Source organism: Okibacterium sp. HSC-33S16 (assembly GCF_024171565.1).
Lineage (GTDB): Bacteria > Actinomycetota > Actinomycetes > Actinomycetales > Microbacteriaceae > Mycetocola_A.
On record NZ_JALJZZ010000003.1, the window covers coordinates 366,426 to 390,157 of the forward strand.

Sequence of the window (23,732 nt, forward strand, 5' to 3'; positions counted from 1 at the left end):
CTCCCGCGTCAATACACCCAACGTCGGCGGGGCCAGATACCGTTGAACGCATGGCTACGACGAATAAATCCTCCAGCGGCGGCCGGAGTACGTCGGCGCGCTCAACCACAACAAACACGCGCAAAACGCCCACAAAAGCGTCGACCGCGAAGCAGTCAGCTCCGGCGACCGCGAAAACCGTCGCCTACCCCGCCGCGAGCACGGAGAATGCGTTCGTCAAAATGTGGATGGGCCTCGCACATCTCGTCGGCGGCGCGGCTCGTGCCTTTGGCCCTGAGCGTTTCGAGAAGGACCAGCGCCGTGACGGCGTTCCGTTCGTCCTGTTCCTCCTCGCCATCGTGGGGATGGTCGTCGAGTGGTTCGGCGTCAACGACGTCGTGGCGCAGAACCTCACGGCATTTACCTTCGGCGGCATCTTCGGGAGGCTGGCCTTCGCCCTTCCCGTCATCATGGTGGTCCTCGCCATTTGGCTGTTCCGGCACCCGTCGAGCGTTCACGACAACGGACGCATCGGAATCGGCCTCATCCTCGCGCTCGTCGCGATCTCCGGGCTCTGCCACACCTTCGCCGGGCAGCCCAGCCCGAGCGAAGGAATGCCAGCCCTGGCCAGGGCTGGCGGACTCGTCGGCTGGATCATCGGTGCCCCACTCGTTGCACTCATCACGCCCATCGGTTCCGGTATTGTGCTCAGCCTGCTCGCCCTGCTCAGCCTCTTCATCATCACGAAGACACCGCCGAACAAGATTCCTGAACGGTTCCGCCAGCTGTATGCGTGGACGTTCGGAACCGAACTGCCGACGACCGAAGAACGCGAAGCCGCGAAGGTCGAAAGGACCAAGCAGGTCGAGCTCGAGGGCATCGACGGTGTCGACGACGGCACCGATGACGAGTCGCTGCCGTGGTGGCGGCGCAACAAGAGTCAGCGTGAGGTTGACCCTGCGTTCGAGTCAGAGTCAGCCGACGTCACCGAGCTGCTCGGCCTGAAGGCCAAGCGGGGCCAGGGGGAGTTCGACTCAGCTATCGAAAGCCCGCCGCCCGTTGTCGAGAACGTCGACATGTTCGGCAACCCGCTCGACCAGGACGACGCAATGACCGAAGTCATCGGCAACCTGTCCCGAGCCGAAGCCGCTCTAGCCGGTGTCCAGCCCGCAGGCAACTCCTCGTCAGGGCTTCACGACGACGGCCCATCCGACCAGACCGAGGTGCTCCCCGGAATGGAGGGCCTCGGACTGCTCGACGAGACCGACGACGCTCCACGCATGGCCCGGCCCACGCCGCCTCCCGCTCCATATCGCCTGCCAGCGGCATCGACACTCGGTGCCGGTGACCCGGCCAAGACCCGCTCAGCGGCGAACGACGAAATCGTCGCAGCGGTGACGAGCGTCCTCGAGCAGTTCAAGGTCGACGCCAAGGTCACCGGGTTCTCCCGGGGTCCGACAGTGACCCAGTACGAGATTGAACTGGGTCCTGGCGTGAAGGTTGAACGGATCACGGCACTTACCAACAACATCGCATACGCGGTGGCGTCCAACGAGGTCCGCATCCTCGCGCCCATCCCGGGCAAGAGCGCGATCGGTGTGGAAATCCCCAATACCGACCGCGAGATCGTGACACTCGGCGACGTGCTTCGGTCGGGCAACGCGACGAAGAGCGTGCACCCGATGACCATCGGCGTCGGAAAGGACGTCGGTGGTGGTTTCGTCGTCGCCAACCTGGCCAAGATGCCGCACCTTCTCGTCGCCGGTTCGACCGGTTCCGGTAAGTCAAGCTTCGTGAACTCCATGATCACGAGCCTGCTCATGCGGGCGAAGCCGAGCGACGTGCGCATGGTGCTCATTGACCCGAAGCGAGTTGAGCTCACCTCGTATGCCGGAGTGCCCCACCTCATCACGCCCATCATCACCAACCCCAAGAAGGCAGCGGAGGCGCTGCAGTGGGTGGTGAAGGAGATGGACATGAGGTACGACGACCTTGCCAGCTTCGGGTTCCGGCACATCGACGATTTCAACAAGGCCGTCGTCGCCGGAGAGATTGTGCTCCCCGCCGGCAGCGAACGTGTGCTCAAGCCGTACCCATACCTCCTCGTCGTGGTTGATGAGCTCGCCGACCTCATGATGGTCGCCCCGCGTGATGTCGAAGACTCGATCGTGCGCATCACCCAGTTGGCGCGTGCATCCGGAATCCACCTCGTCCTCGCGACCCAGCGTCCGTCGGTCGATGTGGTCACCGGCCTCATCAAGGCCAACGTCCCGTCTCGACTCGCCTTCGCCGTGACAAGCGTGACCGACTCCCGAGTCATCCTCGACCAGCCGGGCGCTGACAAACTGATCGGCCAGGGTGACGGCTTGTTCCTTCCGATGGGAACGAACAAGGCAATCCGCGTGCAGGGCGCGTGGGTCTCCGAAGCCGAGATCGAAAAGGTGGTCAAGCACGTCACGCAGCAGGCCCGTCCTGAATATCGCAAGGACGTCGCAGCCGTTGTCGAGAAGAAGGAAGTGGACGCCGACATCGGAGACGACCTCGATCTCCTGCTCGCAGCCGCAGAGCTCGTGGTCGGCACACAGTTCGGGTCGACCTCGATGCTGCAGCGCAAACTTCGAGTGGGCTTCGCGAAGGCTGGTCGCCTCATGGACCTCATGGAGTCCCGCGAGATCGTCGGCCCCAGCGAAGGTTCAAAGGCCAGGGACGTGCTGGTCACGGCCGAACAGCTGCCGGGTCTGCTCGCGAAGCTCCGCGGCGAGGATGTGCCTCCTGCAACCGGAGCAACGAGTGAACCCTATGCCGGTGACCCGGTGGAGGCCCAGTTTGATGGGTACGATGTCGTTGACGGCGACTCGGACGAGGACGCCTGGCAACTGACAGGTAAGGACTAGTCCATGGCCCTTTCGGGCGCACCGACGAATGGATCAGCCGGTCATGCCCGTTCCGCGAATCTCAACCTTCCCAACGCCATCACGGTCATCCGTATCCTGCTCGCGCCGGTCTTCATCTGGATGCTGCTGGCGGACGCTGGGCACGACAGTGGGTTGCGGTGGGCTGCTGCTGTCCTCTTTATTGTGGCAATCGCAACGGACTGGGTGGACGGCGCTATCGCGCGCAAGCATGGGCTCATCACCGATCTCGGCAAGCTGCTCGACCCGATCGCCGACAAGGTGCTGACGGGAGGAGCGCTCGTCGCCCTGTCGATTCTCGCGGAGTTGCCGTGGTGGGTGACCATCGTGGTCCTGGTACGCGAGGTCGGTATCACTGTCCACCGCATGATGGTGGTCACCGATCATGTCGTCGCGGCCGCGTGGATGGGAAAGCTCAAGACCGTCGCCCAGGCCATTGCGATCTCGCTCGCGCTCCTGCCGTTTGATGTTCTTCTCGGCGAGTGGGTCTTCTGGGTCAATGGGGTCACCATGACCGTGGCTGTTGCGCTCACGATCGCAAGTGGCATCGACTACATCCTGACGGAAGTCAAAGCCAGGCGGTCACGGTGACGGATGCAGCATCCACGGAGGGCTCTGACGTCACGGCGACCCTGATCGCCGAGCTTGCGGCCGCTGGCCTGACGGTCGCGGTTGCCGAGTCGCTGACGGGAGGGTTGTTGGCTGCCGAGCTCATCCGGCCTGCCGGTGCATCGGCCGTCGTCCTGGGCGGGGTTGTTGCCTACGCCACCGAGCTCAAACACAATGTCCTCGGGGTTGACGCCGACCTGCTCGCCACACATGGACCGGTCGATCCCGACGTCGCTCGTCAAATGGCGGCAGGCGTTCGCCGCGCCCTGGCTGTCGACGGGCGGGAAGCCGACATCGGCGTCGCTACGACCGGCGTGGCCGGTCCGGATCCTCAGGGGGGCAAGCAGCCCGGTACCGTCTTCGTCGGTGTGTCGTCAGCGGCGGGTGAACGCGCCATTGAGCTCCGGCTCTCGGGCGACCGCATGGCCATCCGAACCGGCACGGTGCGTGCGGCGGTTGACCTGATCGCTGACGTCGCCCGACTCGCCGATTCGTCCTCGGCAGGATGACGGCAGTCGGTCCGGTCATTTCGGCGGGAATACGGGGTGTTACTACCCGGTTACACCCTACGTATTCACAAGAAAAAGTCAGTTCGTGACAGTAGGGTTTTTCCCACGGATGGGTGTAGTAATGTTATCCAACCACAGGCTTACCAGCGGTGAGACTGACCGGCAGATAAGGAGGGGTCCCATGATTCTTGTACGTCAGGAAATCGGTGATGTGCTTCGCGACTTCCGGCTGCAAAAAGGGCGGACTCTTCGCCAGGTTGCAAGCAAGGCAAGCGTGGCACTCGGCTACCTCAGTGAGGTAGAACGCGGACAGAAGGAAGCATCGAGCGAAATCCTCGCCTCGGTTGCTGAAGCTCTGGACACTCCAATTTCGGTCATCATGCGCGAAGTCGGAGACCGCCTCGCGGTCATCGAGGGCATCGCCCCGATTCCCGACACGGTTCCCGACGAGTTCGTCGCCGAACTCGACGCAGACCTGGTCGCCCGCTGACCAGAGTTTCCCGTACTCCTCGAATGCCCCGGGCCGCGAAAGCGGGTCGGGGCATTCGACGTCGGCCCGCATTTCCCTCTCACAGTAAGAAACCACAGTGAAACTCAGCGAGTTCAAACTTGCCTTAACCACCGAGTTCGGCGGCGCCTACGGTCGCGTACTGGCGCACGACCTGGTGCTCCGCGAGCTCGGCGGCCGGACCGCGGACGAAGCGCTTGCCGCTGGTGTCCAGCCGCGGGCGGTCTGGCTTGCGCTCTGCAAGGAATCCGACGTGCCGCACGAACGCTGGCATGGCGTCGGAGTCCGACCTCCGCAGGACTGACGACCCGGAGCTGTCTTCGACACGCCGCCAGAAAGTCCTCGAACACTCGTTCGGTTTGCGATAGGCTCCCTCACAAGAGTCCAACGGGTGCAGCACGTCCACTGTTTTCCTCCCTCTGGCCCCGTGTCAGAGGTGCCTCATACAGTCGACACTGTTCACGAAACACGCTCCCAGCCTTGTTGAAGCCGAGTCCCGGCCCGACAGCCTATAGGCGCATCGCTATCGCACACAGAAAGAGGCAGACATGCCAACACCAGCAGACCGCGAGAAGTCACTCGAAACTGCACTGGCCCAAATCGACCGTCAATTCGGCAAGGGCTCCGTCATGCGCCTCGGTAGTGATGAGCGGGCACCTGTCGCCGTCATCCCCACCGGTTCGATCGCGCTCGACGTCGCGCTCGGCATAGGCGGGCTCCCGCGCGGCCGCATCGTCGAGATCTACGGACCTGAGTCTTCCGGTAAGACCACGCTCACCCTCCACGCGATCGCGAACGCGCAGAAGGCTGGCGGTATCGCCGCGTTCATCGACGCAGAGCACGCCCTCGACCCCGAATATGCCAAGAAGCTCGGCGTCGACATCGACGCTTTGCTTGTCTCTCAGCCAGACACCGGTGAGCAGGCACTCGAGATCGCCGACATGCTAGTTCGTTCGGGCTCCATCGACCTCATCGTCATCGACTCCGTCGCGGCACTCGTGCCACGAGCCGAGATCGAGGGTGAGATGGGTGACTCTCACGTTGGTCTCCAGGCTCGACTGATGTCGCAGGCGCTCCGTAAGCTGACCGGTGGCCTGAGCCAGACCAACACCACGATGATCTTCATTAACCAGCTGCGAGAGAAGATCGGTGTCTTCTTCGGCAGCCCTGAGACCACAGCCGGTGGTAAGGCGCTCAAGTTCTATGCCTCAGTTCGGCTCGACATCCGTCGCATTGAGACGCTCAAGGACGGTACCGACGCCGTCGGAAACCGTACCCGCGTCAAGGTGGTCAAGAACAAGATGGCGCCGCCGTTCAAGCAGGCGGAATTCGACATTCTCTACGGCGTTGGAATTTCCCGCGAGGGAAGCCTCATCGACTTCGGGGTCGAACACCTGATCGTCAAGAAGTCGGGTTCCTGGTACACCTACGACGGTGAGCAACTCGGGCAGGGCAAGGAAAACTCGCGCAACTTCCTGATCAGCAACCCCGACATTGCCAACGAGATTGAGACGAAAATTAAGGCGAAGCTCGGTGTGGGCATGGCCAAGGTCGAGGAGGCTCCGGCGGCTGTTCCCGCTGGGAAATCGACCGCAGACCAGCTCGCTGCCAAACGCGGCGCGTAAGCGGGAAGGTCATCGACGTGGTGGTTTCGTTTCGCGACCCAGGGCAGACCGACGACAGTGGGCGCCCCGAGGGCGAAACCCTCGCGCCGGTGACCTATCTCCCCGGTGTCACTCCACATCAGGAGAGTGATGACTCGGACGACTCCGTCGCCGACCTCGTCATCGACCCTGAGGCCGTTGAGTCCCTCCTTGTTCGTAAACTCGCACGACGCTCGCTCAGCGAGACCGAGGTTCTCGAGTTTGCGGTACAGGAGGGGCTGACCGCTGCCCAGGCGAACACCATCCTCGATCACCTGCGCGCGCTGGGATACGTCGACGATCGCGCACTGGCGGAGCAACTCAAACACTCGCTGTCTGAACGCAAAGGACAGAGCAAAGCGGTCGTCGCCCGCGCCATGTCCGGTCGGTCGATCGACCGCGACATCATCAACGAAGTGCTCGAGGACATCGAGCAGGAAGACGAGTTGGGTGTCGCCACCGAGCTCGCGCGAAAGCGGGCTTCACAGATGTCTGGACTCGACCGGCAAACACTCGAGCGACGGCTTACCGGGTTCCTGGCCAGGCGGGGCTACCCCGGGCATATCGTTCGCGAAGCCATCGCGCCGGTGCTGACCGGGCGATCCTCTGGCCCCGCGTCGACCGTCCGCTTCCGCTAAATCCACGTGTTGGGAAGGGCAGCGGGCGTGCTGTCCTCAACGCACACGCCAGCTGGCAAGCGAACGTAGACTAAGACGATCATGAGTACCCTGCTTGAAACCCCCACCGTCATCACGCCGTCGACTGCGGCCGTCGATGCGTCGGGACGCGCCCGCACCTACGAAGTGCGCACATACGGCTGCCAGATGAACGTCCACGACTCGGAACGGTTGAGCGGGTCGCTCGACGCCGCAGGCTATGTCCGCGCCGAAACTGGTGCCGAAGCCGACGTCGTGGTGATCAACACCTGCGCCGTGCGTGAAAATGCGGACAACAAGCTCTACGGGAACCTCGGATACCTGGCAAGCGTCAAGCGTCGCCACGAGGGTATGCAGATCGCCGTCGGCGGCTGCCTCGCCCAAAAGGACAAGAACGTCATCCTCGAAAAGGCACCCTGGGTGGACGTCGTCTTCGGGACACACAACATGGGAGCGCTGCCCAGCCTGCTGGAGCGGGCCCGGCACAATGACGCCGCACAGATTGAAATCCTCGAAGCGCTCGAAACCTTCCCATCGACGCTTCCCACGAAACGCGAATCAAGCTACAGCGGATGGGTGTCCATTTCCGTTGGCTGCAACAACACCTGCACGTTCTGCATTGTGCCGTCGCTCCGTGGAAAAGAGAAAGACCGCCGGCCCGGAGAGATCCTCGCCGAGATCCAGGCGCTCGTTGACGACGGCGCAATTGAGGTGACCCTGCTCGGCCAGAACGTGAACTCCTACGGCGTCGAGTTTGGCGATCGTCAGGCATTCAGCAAGCTGCTCCGCGCCGCCGGAGCCATCGACGGTCTCGAGCGCGTGCGCTTCACCAGCCCGCACCCGGCCGCATTCACGGACGATGTCATCGACGCCATGGCCGAGACTGAAAACGTGATGCCTCAGTTGCATATGCCCCTGCAATCAGGGTCGGACCGCATCCTCAAAGCGATGCGCCGCTCCTACCGCAGCGAGAAGTTCCTCGGGATCCTCGACCGTGTGCGCGCCCGGATGCCGCACGCCGCCATCTCGACCGACATCATCGTGGGGTTCCCTGGTGAGACCGAGGAAGACTTCCTCGAAACCATGCGCGTAGTTGAGGCAGCCCGTTTCGCCACCGCGTTCACCTTCCAGTACTCGATTCGCGAGGGGACCCCAGCGGCCACCATGCCGGACCAGGTTCCGAAAGCAGTGGTGCAGGAGCGCTTCGAACGCTTGACCGCCCTGCAGGACCGGATCTCGCTCGAGGAGAACCAGAAGGTCGTCGGTCGCGCGGTCGAAATTCTCGTCGCTGTTGGCGAGGGGCGCAAAGACACGGCACGTCACCGGTTGTCCGGTCGCGCCGAGGATTCACGCCTCGTCCACTTTGATGTGCCCGAAGGATCCGCCATTCCTCGCCCCGGCGACATCGTGACGGCTACCGTCACCCAGGCCGCGCCGTTCTACCTCATCGCTGATGCGCCGGAAGGCAGCGTGCTCTCCGTTCGCCGTACGTCGGCTGGCGACGCCTGGGACCGCGCGCAGGCCGAGTCCTGCGGCGTTCCGACACCGGGTGGATCATCGAGCACGCCCGGTCGGGTGTCGCTCGGCTTGCCGAGCCTTCGCGTTGGTCCACCGGCCGCAGTGCAGGGCGGGATGACCCCGATCTACGATGCGTTGGACGGCGAACGCTGAACCACGGAGATGCCCCACACCTGATCGCTGTGATCGGGCCGACGGGGACGGGGAAGTCAGAGCTCTCGCTCAATATCGCCGACGCCCTTGAGCGGAGAGGCTCCGGGGCGGAGATCGTCAACGCCGACGCCATGCAGCTCTACCGCGGCATGGACATCGGCACCGCGAAGCTCCCGATTGCCGATCGCCGAGGGATTCCGCATCACCTGTTCGACATCCTCGACGTCGACGAAGAAGCCACAGTCGCGCGATACCAGCCGCTGGCCCGAGCCGCGGTCACGGACATTCTGGAGCGCGGCAAATTCCCGATTCTCGTCGGTGGCTCCGGCCTGTACGTGTCGAGCGTGCTCTACGATTTTCAGTTCCCGGGCTCCGATGCCGCCATTCGAGCGCGGCTCGAAGCCGAGCTGGCTGCGGTGGGGCCGGGGATGCTCTATCGACGGCTCGCTGAGCTCGATGCCGACGTCGCGGCGCGGATTGGACCGCACAACGGACGCCGGATCGTACGGGCACTCGAGGTTGCGGAGATCACCGGGTCGCCGGTAGCCGGCATGCTTCCGGAGGAACCGGTGTACTGGCGAGAGACGAGCATTGTCGGGCTGACAGCGCCGCGTCCGGAACTCACAGCGCGGCTCGACCGGCGTGTCCACGGCATGTGGGAGGCCGGGCTTCTCGACGAGGTGGAAACGCTCCTCGCGGCCGGGCTCGAGCGAGGCGTCACGGCTTCGCGGGCCATCGGCTACGCACAGGCGGTGAAGCAACTGCACGGATCCGCAACCGAGTCCGAGGCCATCGAGGAAACCCAGGCGCTGACGCGACGATACGCCAGGCGGCAGGTGAGTTGGTTCAAGCGCTACGCCGATATTGTCTGGTTGGATTACGACGTTCCGGACGTGGTGGATCGCGCCGTGGCATCCGTTGTCGAAACATCGAGTGGACCGATCGACTAAGCGCCAAACCCTAGACTGGGGCCATGGGATTCACTCTGCAGTTCACCAAGGGTCACGGCACGGGCAACGACTTTGTGCTGTACACAGACCCTGAGGGCGACCACCCGCTGACCGCTCCGCAGATCGCCGCGATTTGCGATCGACACTTCGGTGTTGGGGCTGACGGGGTGATCCGCGCGGTGCGTTCGGCGAACATCGCCGAGGGTGCCGACGCCCTCGCTGAGGACGAGGCGGCCGAGTGGTTCATGGATTACCACAACGCCGACGGATCGATTGCCGAGATGTGTGGAAACGGCATCCGTGTGTATGTTCGATACCTGCTCGAGCAGGGTCTCGTGACCCTCGAGCGCGGTGAGACGCTCGCGATCGGCACGCGCGCCGGTGTGCGCGATGTGCAGCGGGCCACAAACGGGTTCCAGGTTGACCTCGGCCGGTGGACGCTCGACGGTGGCGAGCCGCTCGTGCGCGCGAAAGAACTCAAGGTCGCGCGACCGGGGCTTGGCATCAACGTCGGGAACCCGCATGTCGTCGTCGCCCTCGCCGATGAAGACGAGCTCGAATCGGCTGACCTGCACTACATTCCGCTGATCGAACCTGAGCCGATCGAAGGGGCGAACGTCGAGTTCGTTGTGCCGCATGACCCGTTGATCACGGATGGCGTTGGCCGCATCTCCATGCGTGTGCACGAGCGTGGCAGTGGCGAGACCCTGTCGTGCGGAACCGGCGTTGCCGCTGCTGCGCTGGCGACACGGCACTGGGCCGGGGCTGCCGCACCGCACAGCTGGCGCGTCGATGTGCCCGGCGGCACGCTGGGCGTGCGCATGTTCGCCACGCAGGACGGCGAGCACGTTGGCCTGTCCGGGCCGGCAGAGCTCGTCTACACCGGAACGCTCGATCTCGGTTAGGCCGTTGGGCGGAGGGCCCGCAGCACGCGGTATCCCTTGCTGATCGTCTCTTTCGTGACGTCCAGGTCGTCAAACGTCTCGGTCAGCCAGCGGTGAAGACTGTCTGAGCCCAAGTTGCGCTGAACGACAAGCCAGGCGTCTGAACCCGGCTCCAGGCGCGGCAGCCAGCGCTCGAGCATGGAGTGCAGCTCGGCCTTGCCGACCCGAATCGGCGGGTTTGACCAGATCGTTCGAAAACGGATGTCGTCAGGCACGTCGTCAGGCAGCACAGCGCTGATGTTGGTGAGGCCCAGTTTCTCGGCGTTGGTGCGCAGAAGGTCGAGGGCACGCTCGTTCACGTCGACGGCCCAGATGTGCGCGTTGGGAGCCTCGAGCGCGAGAGTGAGCGAGATCGGGCCCCAGCCGCAGCCCAGGTCCAGGAAGTTGCCGTCGGCGGGCGGGGTTGGGGTGTTCGCGAGGAGCACAGCCGTGCCCGGGTCGACGCGGTCGGGGCTGAAGATTCCGTTCGCTGTGGTGAGCTCGTAGTCCTGGCCGGAGAGGCGAACCGTGACGGTGCGGAGCTTGAGTTCGGTTCCGGGCACGCCCGTAAAATAATGATCGCTGGCCATAGGGGAACGTTACCGCAAAGCAACTAGGCTTAACTGATGACCCAGCCCAGCGAACCCACACCAGAGAACACCACTACTCCCGTCGACGACGACGCAGTATCCCGGGTGCTGCGCAACGCCGAATCACGCGCGACGGGTTACTCCCTCTTTGGCTCCGGCTCCGGCCAGGCCGATGCGCTGCAGGACGCATCGACGACCGGTGAGTCCGAGCGCGAGGGTTACGACGGCGAGCAGTTCGATCGCGAAGACCGCCAGGCGCTCCGCCGCGTCGCGAACCTGTCGACCGAGCTCGAGGACGTCACCGAGGTCGAGTACCGGCAGCTGCGCATCGAGAACGTCGTGCTCATCGGTGTGTATCCGCAGGGTGCCCAGGAAGACGCCGAGAACTCGATCCGTGAACTCGCCGCGCTGGCCGAGACCGCCGGTGCTGTCGTGCTCGACGGGCTGCTGCAGCGCCGGCCCCACCCCGATCCGAGCACCTACCTCGGCAAGGGCAAGGCCGAAGAACTGCGCGGCATCGTAGCTAACCTCGGGGCAGACACGGTCATCGCCGACACCGAACTCGCCCCCAGCCAGCGACGAGCTCTTGAAGACGTGGTGAAGGTCAAGGTCATCGACCGCACGGCCGTCATCCTCGACATTTTCAGCCAGCACGCCAAGAGCCGTGAGGGTAAAGCCCAGGTCGAGCTGGCCCAACTCGAATACCTCCTCCCGCGACTGCGTGGATGGGGTGAGTCGATGTCCCGACAGGCCGGTGGCCAGGTGGGTGGCGCCGGCGCCGGAATGGGATCCCGTGGTCCCGGTGAAACGAAGATCGAGCTTGACCGTCGACGGATCCACACCCGGATGGCGAAACTGCGCAAGCAGATCAAGGGATTCGGGCCGGCGCGGGAGGCCAAGCGGGCCAACCGTAACCGGTTTGAGGTACCGTCTGTCGCAATCGCCGGCTACACCAACGCCGGGAAGTCGAGCCTGCTTAACCGCATCACGAAGGCCGGAGTACTCGTCGAGAACGCCCTCTTCGCGACCCTCGATGCGACGGTCCGTCGCACCCAGACCGAGGACGGTCGGCTCTACACCCTCTCCGACACTGTCGGGTTCGTACGCAACCTGCCGCACCAGCTGGTCGAGGCGTTCCGGTCGACCCTTGAGGAAGTCGCCGAGTCCGACGTCATCGTGCACGTCGTCGACGCGTCACACCCCGACCCGTCGTCGCAGATCCGCACGGTGCGCGACGTCATCGGTGATGTCGGCGCGCGAGACATCCCCGAGATCATCGTGTTCAATAAGAGCGACCTGGTCAGCGACGACGACCGGCTCCTGCTCCGCGGCCTCGAACCGCGGGCCATCTTCGCATCGGCTCGCACCGGAGAAGGGATCGACGAGATCCTGGCCCGCATCGCCGAACTGCTGCCGAGCCCCACGGTTCCGCTGAACCTCCTGGTGCCGTACGACCGCGGAGACGTCATCTCGATGCTTCACCGGCGCGGCAAGGTCGAACACCTCGACTACGAGGAAGACGGCACTCGGGTTCGAGCCCTCGCCTCAGAGGAGCTCGCCGCCCAGGTATCGGAGTTCGCCGCAGCCGACTAAGCCCGGCGGCAGGCGACATCGAACTGCCTCATTAACGAACGGATGCTCTCGGTCTGGTACCGAGAGCATCCGTTCGTTCATCACTTAAACGGCTCGAAGAACCGCCACGATCTTGCCGAGAACGTCGGCTTCGTCGCCGAGGATCGGTTCAAAGTTGGTGTTGCGGGGGAGCAGCCAGGTGTGGCCGTCGCGCTGGCGGAACACTTTGACGGTGGCTTCGCCGTCGAGCATGGCTGCAACGATGTCACCGTTTTCGGCGGTGGGCTGCTGGCGAACGACAACCCAGTCCCCGTCGCAGATCGCGGCGTCGATCATCGACTCGCCCGATACCTTGAGCATGAACAGGTCGCCCTTGCCGACGAGCTGACGGGGGAGCGGGAACACTTCTTCGACCTGCTGGTCGGCCGTGATCGGCACTCCAGCGGCAATGCGGCCGACGAGCGGAACCATGGCGGCATCGCCCACCGGCGTCGAATTTTCGAAGTCAACGACGTTTGATGGGCTCGGCAGGTCGATCAGGATTTCGAGTGCACGGGGCCGGTTGGGGTCGCGACGCAGGTAGCCACTCAACTCGAGCTGGTTGAGCTGGTGGGTAACGCTCGACAGTGAGGCGAGTCCGACGGCGTCGCCAATCTCACGCATGCTCGGCGGGTAACCCCGGCTCTGCACCGAACGCTGGATGACGTCGAGGATGGCCAACTGCTTCTCACTGAGGCTCTTGCGGCGACGGGTGGATGGCTTCTCTGCCAGTACCCGCTTGCCTTTGCGCCCCGAAGCCGGCGTGGCTTCAGCCGTGATCTTCGCCGCGTCCTGCGTCATGTCACTCCCGTCTGGCGGGCTGGCCCGGCCAATGTCAGTGGTCAGTGGTTGAGTCTCAACCAGTAATCGAAACTCTATCTGCAACACGCTCGTCGGCAAAGGTTTGTTCGAGTGTGTTGCACAAACTTCACGAAAAAGTCCGAACAAGAGCTTGAAAGTTCGAACAATCGAATATAGATTCGGAACACAGCTTCGTATCCGGCCCTCCCGGCCGAGGGTCGGATACGAAACTTCGAATCGCCACGGAGCAGTTCGCAGCAGAAGCAGGAGACGCACCATGAGCACCGCAGTCATCACCCCCATCCGCACGACGGTTCGTACCGAGGCGCACCGCCCGGCACCACTTCGTCCGACGGTTCAACAGTCCGACGTGCCGGCGCAGGCCGCACCGACCGCGGTTCGACCCAGCGGACGCATCCGGCTGACCCGCCGCGGTCGCATCGTTTTCACAACGCTGGCCGCAGCGCCGTTCATCGCCGTGGCCGTCTGGTTCGGCATTGGCGGAGGCTCGGCTATTGCCAGCTCAGACTCAAGCTCGACCAGCTTTGAATACGTGACCGTTGAGTCCGGCGATTCACTCTGGACCATCGCCGCGGACGTCGCTCCCCAGGCTGACCCGCGCGATGTCATTGCCGAGGTGATGTCTCTCAACCAGCTCGAGTCTTCCACCGTCGTACCCGGCCAGGAAATTGCTCTTCCCGAGCGTTACACCGCCCCGTAACGAGGCAAGCGCGTCCCTTGGTCGCGGGTAAACTTGGGCGAGTGAGTTCTCTCGATGCCTTGCCCATCCGCGACGATCTTCGCGGTAAATCTCCGTACGGTGCACCCCAGAAGGTTGTGCCCGTCGCCCTCAACGTCAACGAGAACACGCATCCGATTCCCGAGGACGTTGCGCGCGACATCGTTACATCGCTGGCCCACGCCGTCCTGACCCTCAACCGGTACCCTGACCGCGAGTTCACCGACCTGCGCGTGAGCCTCGCCGGCTACCTCGGGCACGGACTGACCGCCGACAACCTCTGGGCCGCCAACGGGTCCAACGAAGTCCTGCAGCAGGTGCTCCAGGCGTTTGGTGGGCCTGGCCGCTCGCTGCTCGGTTTTACTCCGACCTACTCCATGTACTCCCTGCTCGCGTCGGGGACCGGTACTCGCTGGATCGGTGCTGAGCGCGACGCCGACTACGAACTGTCACCCGAGACCGCGGCGGCGGCTGTGCGGCGGGAGAGTCCCGACATCGTCTTCCTCTGTTCTCCGAACAACCCCACCGGCACACCGCTCTCGCTCGACACGATTGAAGCGGTGTACGACGCCACCGACGGCATCGTGGTTGTCGACGAGGCGTATTTCGAATTCGCGCCCGAGGGCACGGACAGCGCACTCACGCTTCTCAACGGTCGCGACCGGCTCCTGGTCTCCCGCACGATGAGCAAGGCGTTCGCGTTCGCGGGCGTCCGGGTGGGCTACCTGGCCGCGGCGCCGGCCGTCACCGATGCCCTCCGACTGGTGCGCCTGCCCTACCACCTGTCCGCACTGACCCAGGCCGCTGCCGTCGCGGCTCTCGCCCACAGCGGTGAGATGCTTGCCATGGTCGACGACATTAAGGCGCAGCGCGACCGGATTAGCGAGGGGCTGACGCGACTCGGCTACACCCCGTACCGGAGCCACAGCAACTTCGTGCTCTTTGGCGGAGTCGACGACCCACACGCACTGTTTGAGGCGCTCCTCGAGCGTGGCGTGCTGATTCGCGACATCGGGCTGCCGGGACAGATGCGCGTTTCGGCCGGTACCGAGGCCGAAACCACAGCATTTCTCGACGCTCTCGCCGCAGTAAGCTCGACAGCATGAGCCAGCCGCAGCGCATCGCCCGGATCCAGCGGGAAACGAGCGAATCCCGAATCGATCTCACGCTCAACCTCGACGGAACCGGGGTGAGCGACATCCAGTCGACCGTTCCCTTCTACGACCACCTGCTTACGGCGTTCGCCAAGCATGCCCTCGTCGACCTGACCGTGCGGGCACAGGGCGACATTGAGATCGACGTGCACCACACGGTCGAGGACATCGGAATCGCCCTCGGCCAGGCCATTAAGCAGGCACTCGGCACCAAGGAAGGCATCTCCCGGTTCGGTGACGCCCTGGTGCCGCTGGACGAGGCCCTGGTTCAGGCGGTCGTTGACATCTCCGGACGTCCCTACCTCGTGCACACCGGTGAACCGGCCGGCTTCGAATTCCACCTCATCGGCGGGCACTTCACCGGCTCGATGGTGCGCCACGTGTTCGAAGCGATCGCCTTCAACGCCGCGCTCACCGTGCACGTCACGGTCGTTGGCGGGCGAGACCCCCACCACATTGCCGAGGCGGAATTCAAGGCATTCGCTCGCGCATTCCGACAGGCGAAGTCACTCGACCCCCTCGTCAGCGGCATCCCGTCGACGAAGGGTGCACTGTGAGCGCCTCCTCACAACCGAACGTTGTTGTGCTTGACTACGGGAGCGGCAACGTCCACTCTGCCGTCAAGGCACTCGAAGCGGCCGGCGCCAACGTTGAACTCACCGGCAACCGACAGAAGGCGCTCGACGCCGATGGACTGCTCGTCCCAGGCGTTGGGGCATTCAGCGCCGTCATGGACCAGCTTGCGGCGTCACGTGGCGCCGAGGTGATCGACCGACGCCTGGCGGGGGGACGCAAGGTGCTGGGGATCTGCGTCGGCATGCAGGTGCTTTTCGAACGCGGTGTGGAGCGCGGGGTTGACACCGAGGGGCTCGGTGAGTGGCCCGGCGTCGTGACTGAACTCGACGCTCCCGTTCTGCCGCACATTGGCTGGAACACCGTCGATGCCCCCGAGGACTCCGTACTGTTCCGTGGCATCCGCGATGAACGTTTCTACTTCGTTCACTCCTACGCCGCGCAGGAATGGACCCTCGACGTGACACCGCCGTTCCACGAGCCGGCCCTGACCTGGGCTGAACACGGCACCCGGTTTCTTGCCGCTGTCGAGAACGGCCCACTGAGCGCTACCCAGTTCCACCCCGAGAAGTCCGGCGAAGCCGGCATCCGACTGCTGAACAACTGGGTCAGCTCCCTCAAGACGGACTGACGTTCGCGCCTCCTCCCTGGCACACGCGTGCCGAACCAACAATCAAGGACAATTTCATGAGTGAGTTCAACACGACGCCGAAGCTCGTGCTGCTTCCCGCGGTTGACGTCGCAGACGGCAAAGCTGTTCGCCTGACCAAGGGCGAAGCGGGCACAGAGACCAACTACGGCGACCCGGTCGACGCTGCGGCGGACTGGGCCAGCCAGGGCGCCGAGTGGATCCACCTCGTCGACCTCGACGCCGCCTTTGGGCGAGGCAACAATGCCGGAGTCATCCGCAAGGTGATCAAGCAGGTGCGCGGAGTCAACGTGGAACTGTCCGGCGGTATCCGCGACGACGCGTCGCTCGAAGCGGCCCTCGCCACGGGTGCCAAGCGCATCAACCTCGGCACCGCTGCACTGGAGAACCCCGAGTGGGCGGCCAACGTCATTGGCCAGTACGGTGAAGCCGTTGCGGTCGGGCTCGACGTGCGCGGAACGACACTGGCGGCGCGCGGTTGGACCCGCGACGGCGGCGACCTGTGGACCGTCATCGACCGACTCGAGCAGGCCGGTTGCGCCCGGTACGTTGTGACCGACGTCACCAAAGATGGCACGCTGCAGGGACCCAACATCGATCTGCTCCGCCAGGTGATGGAGCGCACCGAGCGCCCGGTCATCGCGTCGGGTGGAATCTCAAGCCTCGACGACCTCGCCGCATTGCGCGAACTGGTGCCGCTGGGCCTTGAGGGCACCATCGTCGGCAAGGCGCTGTACGCCGGCGCCTTCACCCTGGCTGAGGCGCTGGATGTCGCATCCGACTAATTCGGCCGACTCGGCAGGGCAGCCCTGGAAAGGCCGCCACTTCGACAACAACGCCTTTTCGGGCGATGATGGCTCCGCACCGCCCGAGCTCCTCGATGCGCTGAGCCGGTTCTCCGCCGGAACAGCGGGGGAGAAGGCGGTCGTCGACGCCTTCCGAACGTCGCGACTCCTCATTCCCCTGGTCGCCCACGCCGGTGACGTCGGCGTCAACGAACACGGCCAGACCATCGATAAGACACAGGAACTGTCGATCGTGACCGTCGCAGGACCCGATGGGCGCAATGTGCTCCCCGTTTTCTCGTCGGTGACCGCCATGCAACGCTGGAAAACAGTCGCTCGACCGGTGCCGGCCGATGGCATCCGTGTTGCCCTCGCCGCAGCGAGTGAACAGACCGACCTGGTCGTCCTCGACCCGACGAGTGAGACCGAATTTGCCCTGCGGCGCCCGGCGCTGTGGGCTGTTGCCCAGTCCCAGGAGTGGACCCCGGCGTACCTGAACCCTGACGTGCTTGACGCGTTCCTGGCCAGTGCCCGGTCAGAACTGGCTGTGCTCGACGTGCGGCTCGCCGCCGGCGACCCGCGCGCGCGACTGGCCGGTCCGGAACTGGTCGCCCACCTTGAGCTCGTTGACGGGCTTACGCGCAGTGAGCTCGATACGGTGCTCTCACGACTGGCGCAGCGCTGGGCGGCGAGCGACGTCATCGCCACCATGGTTGACTCGCTGGCCGTCCGGCTCGAAGCGTCGGCCTGAGCGGATCGTCCTCGTCCGATCCTGCAGAAACGCTTGACCTTCGCCTCGGTCGGTGGTGGCATGAGTTCAACGGGAGGACCCCATGCCAGAACCCACCGGAAGCATTGTTCGAGGGCGCGACCAGACCTTCGAACTCACCCTGACCCGGCACTTCGACGCGCCGGTCGCGAACGTGTGGGCCAGTCTCACCGACCCGGAACAGACGCCAGCCTGGCTGGGTCCGTGGCGGGGCACACCGGGGGTCGGGCACACCGTCGAGCTGCAGATGGCGTTCGAAGAGGGTGATTCATGGAGTTCGGTGCGCATTGATGAGTGCGAACCGCCGCGCCGGATCGCGGTCTCGGTGACGGTGTCAGAGGAGGTCGGCGGCTGGGACCTCGAAGCGACGCTCGAGGAGCGGGACGGCGGAACCCTGCTCACCTTTGTTCACCGGCTCGATGACCCGGCAAGCGCGGAGTCGATTGGGCCGGGCTGGGAGTACTACCTCGACATGCTCGGCGCCGCGCGGGACGGAACTGATCGGCCAGAGTTCGATGACTACTACCCGTCCCAGGTGGCGTATTACACGAAACAGGCGAATCGCGTCCTGACCGGCTGAGCCGAAGCATCCGCACCTCATCTGTCACAGGTGCGCCATACTGACGTCATGACGACTCACCCTGTTTCGCCCCGACGCGGTCTGGCGGTGCTCGCGCTCGTTGTGGGTGTGCTCGTGGTGGTGTCGCTCGTCGTGGTGTTCAGCAGGGGCGAGCCGGAGCTTCGTGACGCGTCGACGCCGGAGGGTGTTGTGCAGCGGTATTCCGTGGCGGTGCTCGATGGCGACGAAGACGCGGCGCTCGAATATCTCACCGAGCAGGCGAGGGTCGACTGCGGGTCGATTGCCACCACCGAGACCGAGACCCTGCGGATCTCGCTCGTGTCGACGACCGAGCGGCCGGGAGGGAACGCCGCCGAAGTGACGGTGTCGCTGAGCCGTGACTCGAGTGGTGGTCCGTTCGGTGGGTCCGGCTATGAGTATGAGGAAAGCTTTGTGCTTGAAAAGGTCGGTGACGACTGGCGCATCGAAACCGCTCCATGGGAGCTGGCGTTCTGCCGCAACGAACGGTTCTCCGAGTGACCGGCGTCTCGCCGTCGCCGGTGTCGAGTGTTGTTGCCACCGGAAGGCCGTCGCCGGCCGGGCAGGTCGTGCGACGCCTTGTCGTCTACACGCTGTTGGCCGTGCTCGTCGATATCGCGGCGATCGGCCTGGCCGGTTTACTCGGGCGGGCGCTCGACATCGACACGGTGCTCGCCGGGAATAACACATCCGGGCTCGCCCAGTCGCTCGCATTCACGCTCATCGCGGGGCCGCTGGCCGCCCTGCTCTGGTGGTCGGTCTGGCGCCGGCTGGCCGATCCCGCCGAGCGTGCGTCGCTCGCCTGGGGTATCTATCTCTCCACGGTGCTGACCGTGTCGCTCATCGTGTTCAGCGTTGCCCTGTTCGGGGTGCTGGCGGGCCTTATCGATGGGGACTGGGACGGCTCGGGCGCCGCGACCGCGTTGGTCTGGGCGGCCGTCTGGGCCTGGCACGAGCGGATGCGTCGGCATCCGTCGAAAGGTCCGGTGCGCCTCGCAACGGTGCCCGCCGTGCTCGGCGCGAGTTACGGCCTGGTCCTCGGAGCATCCGCTGCAGCCGGAACCCTCTCCATCGTGTTCTCGGCGGCGCTGTCTCGGCTCGGCGACGGCACCCTCATTGAGGGAGCCTGGGGCACCGGCGCCCTGCACTCGCTGGTGTGGGCACTCGGCGGATCGGCGATCTGGGCGTTGCACTGGTACGGAGCGCGCGCCCGCACGACCGCATCGGCTCTCGGGTCGGTCGCGCTCGTGGTCCTCGGCATCCTCGCCGCGAGCATCGCGACGCTCGGCGGCATCGGCACGATGCTCTTCGTCGCGTTGCGGCTGGCCGTCGATCGCACCGATCGGCTCCCGGTGCTCCTCGACCCGCTGGCCCCGGCGCTGGCCGCCGCTGCGGTCGGTGCCGCGGTCTGGCTGTATGCACGAGCTGTCACACAGACGCGCTCCCCGGCCACCCGAAACGCCCGTGCGCTGGCGACGAGTGGCGTCGCCCTGGCCGGAGCGGCATCGGGCATCGGTGTCATCGTCAACTCCGCGCTCGGGATCCTCGCGCTGCCGCTCGCCGGCGACAACACCCGCACCCTCCTCCTCGGCGGCTTAAGCGCACTTCTCGTCGGAGCGCCCGTCTGGTGGTTCGCCTGGCGTCCACATCTTCGAACGGATGCCACGTGGCAGCTCCCCGGACGCCGCATCTACCTGATCGCCATCTTTGGCATCAGCGCTGTTGTCGCACTGATCACGCTTCTCGTGATCGGGTACCGGGTATTCGAGTTCGCGCTCGGCGAGAGCGGGGGACTGCTCGACCGCGTGCGTGCGCCGCTCGGGCTGCTCACCGCGACCGCGCTCGTGGCCGGCTACCACTTCAGCGTGTGGCGGCAGGACAGGGCCAGCGCCGAGGGGAGCGAGGCGGATGCCTCAACTCCGCCGGAGCGTCCGCGCGAGATCGGCGAAGTGATCCTGGTGACCTCGGCGGAACCAGTGTTTCTCGTGGGCGCGATCAGCGCGGCAACCGGGGCGCCGGTTACGGTCTGGCGGACCCAGTCCGAGATTCAGGCGCCGGCCGAGGGCGGGACTGAGCCCGGCACCGGGAGCGGGGTAATGGTGAGCGTCGAGTCCGTGCTCGCCGCACTGGACGGTGTGACCGCTCAACGGGTTCTGGTTGTCGCGACCGACCGACTCGAGGTGCTTCCGCTCCTGGACTGACCGGGCACGCAGGTTCGTCGGGCCCTTGTGTCGGTTGTGGCGCTGAGAGTCGGCGTTCCGGCCCGATGAGCAGTCACGCGGTCCCGGGGGTGGGTTCCTAGGGCCCGACGAAAGACGGCGGGCCCGCGGGGCTCGGCTAGTTAACCGGCCCGGTCCACTTCTCGCCCGGCCCCTTGCCGATCGGGTCAGGCATGGGGGAGGCCTCGCGGAAAGCGAGCTGCAACGACCGAAGACCGTCGCGCAGGCTCCGTGCGTGCATGTCACTCACCTCGGGAGCGCCGGCGGTGATGAGGCCGGCCAGGGCGTTGATAAGTTTGCGCGCTTCATCAAGGTCGAGCTGGGTGTCCGGGTCGTCGGCCAGGCCACACTTCACAGCGGCAGCGCTCATGAGGTGGACGGCCGTCGTGGTGATAACTTCGACGGCGCCGACGTCTGCGATGTCGCGGGTTGCGTCCGCCGCGGCGTCCTCAACGTTGTCGTACGGGGATTCGTTAGTGCTCAATGCCAACCTCTGCTAGACTCTAAGACGGCTCCGGGGCTTTGTCCCGGTACGAAAGAGGAAAATTCCCACCCGCGCTTGACCGCTTCACTAAGGTTACCGGGTTGTTGTACTCCGCCGAACGCATGGATTCCATGCCGAGGTAGCTAGGGTGCGAGCCACTGTGATGGGTTTATACCGTCATGGTTGCGGTGTGTGACTTCTCCTCTCTCGCTTTGTGCAGACATCCGTCTGTAGAAAAAGTCGAAGATTGAGTTAGAGGAGTAACGCATTAGCGATCCCCGTACAAACGACCGTATCCGAGTCCCCGAGGTCCGCCTCGTCGGTCCCGCCGGAGAACAGGTCGGCGTCGTCAAGATTGAGGTAGCACTGCGCCTGGCGCAGGAAGCTGAGCTCGATCTCGTCGAGGTTGCCCCGAACTCCAAGCCTCCGGTCGCGAAGATCATGGATTACGGCAAGTTCAAGTACGAGGCTGCGCAGAAGGCCAAAGAGGCCCGGCGCAACCAGGCGAACACCATCCTCAAAGAGGTTCGGTTCCGTCTCAAGATCGATAAGCACGATTACGAAACGAAAGTTAAGCGCGCTGAGGGATTCCTCAAGGGTGGCGACAAGGTCAAGGCAATGATCCTGTTCCGCGGCCGTGAGCAGTCCCGACCCGACCAGGGTGTGCGCTTGCTCCAAAAATTTGCCGAAGATGTCGCGGAACTGGGCACTGTTGAGTCCAATCCGACCATTGATGGTCGAAACATGGTCATGGTGATCGGCCCTCTGAAGAACAAGTCAGAGGCCAAGGCCGAAGCCAACGCACAACGTGCTGCGAATAAAGCAGCGAAGCAGGAGGAAGACAATGCCTAAGCAGAAGACCCATTCCGGTGCCAAGAAGCGATTCAAGCTCACCGGTTCCGGCAAGATCAAGAAGCAGCAGTCGGGCATGCGCCACAACCTCGAGGTGAAGTCCACGCAGCGCAAGCGTCGTCTCAACAACGACCAGCTCGTGTCGAAGGCTGACACCAAGAACATCAAGAAGCTTCTCGGTCACTAAGACCAGCACCCGATAGGAATATAGACAAATGGCAAGAGTAAAAAGGGCGGTAAACGCTCACAAGAAGCGTCGGGTTATCCTCGAGCGCGCCGAGGGTTACCGCGGCCAGCGTTCACGCCTGTACCGCAAGGCCAAGGAGCAGGTCACCCACTCCATGGTGTACGCGTACCGCGACCGCCGCCAGAAGAAGGGTGACTTCCGTCGCCTCTGGATCCAGCGGATCAACGCAGCATCGCGCGCCAATGGCCTCACCTACAACCGCCTCATCCAGGGTCTCGGCCTTGCTGGCATCGAGGTTGACCGTCGTATCCTCGCTGAGCTCGCTGTGAACGAGCCCGCGACGTTCGCGGCCCTCGTCGAGAGCGCCAAGAAGGCCCTTCCGGCCGACACCTCGGCTCCGAAGGCAGCAGCGTAAGCAGCTTTTCTTTTCAACGGGCATCCCGCTTCGGCGGGGTGCCCGTTGTTGTTTGTGAGCGAGCCTCCCGGTGGAACCAATGGGCGTCCGTACACTGGGGGAGTGCTTGATAACCCACGTTCCCCGCGCGTCCGAGCGGTCGCCAAACTCGCCAAACGTCCCGCCCGGGTTGATACCGGTCTCTTCCTCCTTGAAGGCCCACAGGCGGTCTCCGAAGCGCTGAGCTTCCGTCCCGACCTCATTGTCGAGCTGTACGCGACGCCGACCGCGTCGGAGCGGTACAGCGACGTCGCCGAGATGATCGAGCTGCAACCAGACATCGAATTTGAATTCGTCTCCGAGGAAGTCCTCACGGTGATGAGCGACACCGTCACGCCGCAGGGCTTCATCGCGGTGGCACACCAGTTCCCGACCTCGATGAAGGACATTTTCAACGCGGAGCCGAAGCTCATCGCGATCCTCGAGGAAGTGCGTGACCCCGGGAACCTCGGCACGATCATCCGGGCGGCCGACTCGGCCGGTGCCGACGCCGTGATTCTCACCGGTCGTACCGTCGACCTGTACAACCCGAAGGTCGTTCGCTCGACAACCGGATCGCTGTTTCACCTGCCGATCGCCGTCGGGGCCGAACTGCCGAATGTCATCGAGCGCGCGACTAAGGCCGGGCTCCGTGTGCTGGCCGCCGACGTCAAGGGAACGAGCCTGCTCGACGCCCGCAACTCCGGCGACTTGACCCAGCCGACCGCCTGGCTGTTCGGTAACGAAGCGCACGGGCTGCTCGATGAGCAGCTCTCGCTCGTCGATGCCGCGATCACGGTTCCGATCTACGGCCAGGCAGAGTCAATGAACCTCGCCACCGCCGCATCGGTGTGCCTGTACGAATCGGCGTTTGCGCAACGTAGCGCAGGCTGACCTTCTGGCGCCGAGGCATCCGTTTCTCTGCCGG

27 protein-coding genes are annotated in these 23,732 nt (G+C 64.5%); 24 read left to right on the forward strand and 3 right to left on the reverse strand.

Annotation, left to right across the window (positions count from 1 at the left end; translation table 11 throughout):
• Positions 1 to 50 precede the first annotated feature (50 nt).
• From L1277_RS10080 to dapF, 10 genes are all read left to right on the forward strand, one after another.
• Entirely contained in the window at positions 51 to 2,873 is a 2,823-nt protein-coding gene (locus L1277_RS10080) for a DNA translocase FtsK (protein WP_253376247.1), read from the forward strand.
• Positions 2,874 to 2,876: 3 nt separating this feature from the next.
• Positions 2,877 to 3,482 carry a CDP-diacylglycerol--glycerol-3-phosphate 3-phosphatidyltransferase gene (gene pgsA / locus L1277_RS10085; protein ID WP_253376248.1) on the forward strand — a complete coding sequence of 202 codons (606 nt, stop codon included), beginning with the start codon at positions 2,877 to 2,879 and terminating at the stop codon, positions 3,480 to 3,482.
• Complete coding sequence (locus L1277_RS10090; protein WP_374110206.1) at positions 3,479 to 4,009, forward strand: CinA family protein; 531 nt, start codon at positions 3,479 to 3,481, stop codon at positions 4,007 to 4,009. Before pgsA ends, L1277_RS10090 begins: the two co-directional genes overlap by 4 nt.
• Positions 4,010 to 4,190: 181 nt before the next feature.
• Positions 4,191 to 4,499 (forward strand): helix-turn-helix domain-containing protein, encoded by a 309-nt coding sequence (locus L1277_RS10095; protein WP_253376249.1) that lies wholly within the window; start codon positions 4,191 to 4,193, stop codon positions 4,497 to 4,499.
• Between the two features lie 97 nt (positions 4,500 to 4,596).
• Positions 4,597 to 4,821, forward strand: coding sequence for a DUF3046 domain-containing protein (locus L1277_RS10100; protein WP_253376250.1), 225 nt, complete (start codon positions 4,597 to 4,599; stop codon positions 4,819 to 4,821).
• 244 nt (positions 4,822 to 5,065) lie between these two features.
• Complete coding sequence (gene recA / locus L1277_RS10105; RefSeq protein WP_253376251.1) at positions 5,066 to 6,142, forward strand: recombinase RecA; 1,077 nt, start codon at positions 5,066 to 5,068, stop codon at positions 6,140 to 6,142.
• 17 nt (positions 6,143 to 6,159) lie between these two features.
• Positions 6,160 to 6,798, forward strand: coding sequence for a regulatory protein RecX (locus L1277_RS15795; protein ID WP_253376252.1), 639 nt, complete (start codon positions 6,160 to 6,162; stop codon positions 6,796 to 6,798).
• Between the two features lie 81 nt (positions 6,799 to 6,879).
• Positions 6,880 to 8,487, forward strand: coding sequence for a tRNA (N6-isopentenyl adenosine(37)-C2)-methylthiotransferase MiaB (miaB, locus tag L1277_RS10115; protein WP_253376253.1), 1,608 nt, complete (start codon positions 6,880 to 6,882; stop codon positions 8,485 to 8,487).
• A 20-nt stretch (positions 8,488 to 8,507) separates the two neighbouring features.
• Positions 8,508 to 9,437, forward strand: a complete 930-nt coding sequence (miaA, locus tag L1277_RS10120; protein ID WP_253376307.1) for a tRNA (adenosine(37)-N6)-dimethylallyltransferase MiaA — start codon at positions 8,508 to 8,510, stop codon at positions 9,435 to 9,437.
• Between the two features lie 23 nt (positions 9,438 to 9,460).
• Positions 9,461 to 10,342: a diaminopimelate epimerase gene (gene dapF, locus L1277_RS10125; protein WP_253376254.1), complete on the forward strand. Its 882-nt coding sequence runs from the start codon at positions 9,461 to 9,463 to the stop codon at positions 10,340 to 10,342.
• Here dapF and L1277_RS10130 read toward each other — a convergent pair.
• Positions 10,339 to 10,950 carry a class I SAM-dependent methyltransferase gene (locus tag L1277_RS10130; protein WP_253376255.1) on the reverse strand — a complete coding sequence of 204 codons (612 nt, stop codon included), beginning with the start codon at positions 10,948 to 10,950 and terminating at the stop codon, positions 10,339 to 10,341. The two genes, dapF and L1277_RS10130, sit on opposite strands and share 4 nt — an antisense overlap.
• A 36-nt stretch (positions 10,951 to 10,986) precedes the next feature.
• Between L1277_RS10130 and hflX the strand changes: the two genes are divergently transcribed.
• Complete coding sequence (hflX, locus tag L1277_RS10135; protein WP_253376256.1) at positions 10,987 to 12,543, forward strand: GTPase HflX; 1,557 nt, start codon at positions 10,987 to 10,989, stop codon at positions 12,541 to 12,543.
• A gap of 84 nt (positions 12,544 to 12,627) precedes the next feature.
• Here hflX and lexA read toward each other — a convergent pair whose 3' ends face one another.
• Positions 12,628 to 13,362, reverse strand: coding sequence for a transcriptional repressor LexA (gene lexA, locus L1277_RS10140; protein ID WP_374110207.1), 735 nt, complete (start codon positions 13,360 to 13,362; stop codon positions 12,628 to 12,630).
• A gap of 277 nt (positions 13,363 to 13,639) precedes the next feature.
• Between lexA and L1277_RS10145 the strand changes: the two genes are divergently transcribed.
• The 9 genes from L1277_RS10145 (at position 13,640) to L1277_RS10185 (ending at position 20,830) form a co-directional block, all read left to right on the forward strand.
• The gene (locus L1277_RS10145; protein WP_253376257.1) at positions 13,640 to 14,083 is read left to right on the forward strand and encodes a LysM peptidoglycan-binding domain-containing protein; all 444 of its coding nucleotides are present in this window, start codon (positions 13,640 to 13,642) and stop codon (positions 14,081 to 14,083) included.
• A 41-nt stretch (positions 14,084 to 14,124) separates the two neighbouring features.
• Positions 14,125 to 15,207 carry a histidinol-phosphate transaminase gene (locus L1277_RS10150; protein ID WP_253376258.1) on the forward strand — a complete coding sequence of 361 codons (1,083 nt, stop codon included), beginning with the start codon at positions 14,125 to 14,127 and terminating at the stop codon, positions 15,205 to 15,207.
• Positions 15,204 to 15,812, forward strand: coding sequence for an imidazoleglycerol-phosphate dehydratase HisB (gene hisB, locus L1277_RS10155; RefSeq protein WP_253376259.1), 609 nt, complete (start codon positions 15,204 to 15,206; stop codon positions 15,810 to 15,812). The genes L1277_RS10150 and hisB overlap by 4 nt, the downstream gene beginning before the upstream one ends.
• Positions 15,809 to 16,459, forward strand: coding sequence for an imidazole glycerol phosphate synthase subunit HisH (gene hisH / locus L1277_RS10160; RefSeq protein WP_253376260.1), 651 nt, complete (start codon positions 15,809 to 15,811; stop codon positions 16,457 to 16,459). The genes hisB and hisH overlap by 4 nt, the downstream gene beginning before the upstream one ends.
• 56 nt (positions 16,460 to 16,515) lie before the next feature.
• Positions 16,516 to 17,262: a bifunctional 1-(5-phosphoribosyl)-5-((5-phosphoribosylamino)methylideneamino)imidazole-4-carboxamide isomerase/phosphoribosylanthranilate isomerase PriA gene (gene priA, locus L1277_RS10165; RefSeq protein WP_253376261.1), complete on the forward strand. Its 747-nt coding sequence runs from the start codon at positions 16,516 to 16,518 to the stop codon at positions 17,260 to 17,262.
• The gene (locus L1277_RS10170) at positions 17,246 to 18,013 is read left to right on the forward strand and encodes an SseB family protein (protein WP_253376262.1); all 768 of its coding nucleotides are present in this window, start codon (positions 17,246 to 17,248) and stop codon (positions 18,011 to 18,013) included. The genes priA and L1277_RS10170 overlap by 17 nt, the downstream gene beginning before the upstream one ends.
• Before the next feature lie 82 nt (positions 18,014 to 18,095).
• Entirely contained in the window at positions 18,096 to 18,611 is a 516-nt protein-coding gene (locus L1277_RS10175; RefSeq protein WP_253376263.1) for an SRPBCC family protein, read from the forward strand.
• Between the two features lie 48 nt (positions 18,612 to 18,659).
• Positions 18,660 to 19,130 carry a hypothetical protein gene (locus L1277_RS10180; protein ID WP_253376264.1) on the forward strand — a complete coding sequence of 157 codons (471 nt, stop codon included), beginning with the start codon at positions 18,660 to 18,662 and terminating at the stop codon, positions 19,128 to 19,130.
• Entirely contained in the window at positions 19,127 to 20,830 is a 1,704-nt protein-coding gene (locus tag L1277_RS10185; protein WP_253376265.1) for a DUF5671 domain-containing protein, read from the forward strand. The genes L1277_RS10180 and L1277_RS10185 overlap by 4 nt, the downstream gene beginning before the upstream one ends.
• Positions 20,831 to 20,966: 136 nt before the next feature.
• Here L1277_RS10185 and L1277_RS10190 read toward each other — a convergent pair whose 3' ends face one another.
• A complete protein-coding gene (locus L1277_RS10190) occupies positions 20,967 to 21,332 on the reverse strand; it encodes a DUF1844 domain-containing protein (RefSeq protein WP_253376266.1) in 366 nt (121 codons plus the stop codon).
• A 267-nt stretch (positions 21,333 to 21,599) separates the two neighbouring features.
• Between L1277_RS10190 and infC the strand changes: the two genes are divergently transcribed.
• The 4 genes from infC to L1277_RS10210 all read left to right on the forward strand — a co-directional run bounded on the left by infC (position 21,600) and on the right by L1277_RS10210 (position 23,698).
• Positions 21,600 to 22,184, forward strand: coding sequence for a translation initiation factor IF-3 (gene infC / locus L1277_RS10195; protein WP_253376309.1), 585 nt, complete (start codon positions 21,600 to 21,602; stop codon positions 22,182 to 22,184).
• A complete protein-coding gene (gene rpmI, locus L1277_RS10200; RefSeq protein ID WP_253376267.1) occupies positions 22,177 to 22,371 on the forward strand; it encodes a 50S ribosomal protein L35 in 195 nt (64 codons plus the stop codon). The genes infC and rpmI overlap by 8 nt, the downstream gene beginning before the upstream one ends.
• A 28-nt stretch (positions 22,372 to 22,399) precedes the next feature.
• Positions 22,400 to 22,786, forward strand: a complete 387-nt coding sequence (gene rplT, locus L1277_RS10205) for a 50S ribosomal protein L20 (RefSeq protein ID WP_121660181.1) — start codon at positions 22,400 to 22,402, stop codon at positions 22,784 to 22,786.
• Positions 22,787 to 22,888: 102 nt separating this feature from the next.
• A complete protein-coding gene (locus L1277_RS10210) occupies positions 22,889 to 23,698 on the forward strand; it encodes an RNA methyltransferase (RefSeq protein ID WP_253376268.1) in 810 nt (269 codons plus the stop codon).
• Positions 23,699 to 23,732 lie beyond the last annotated feature (34 nt).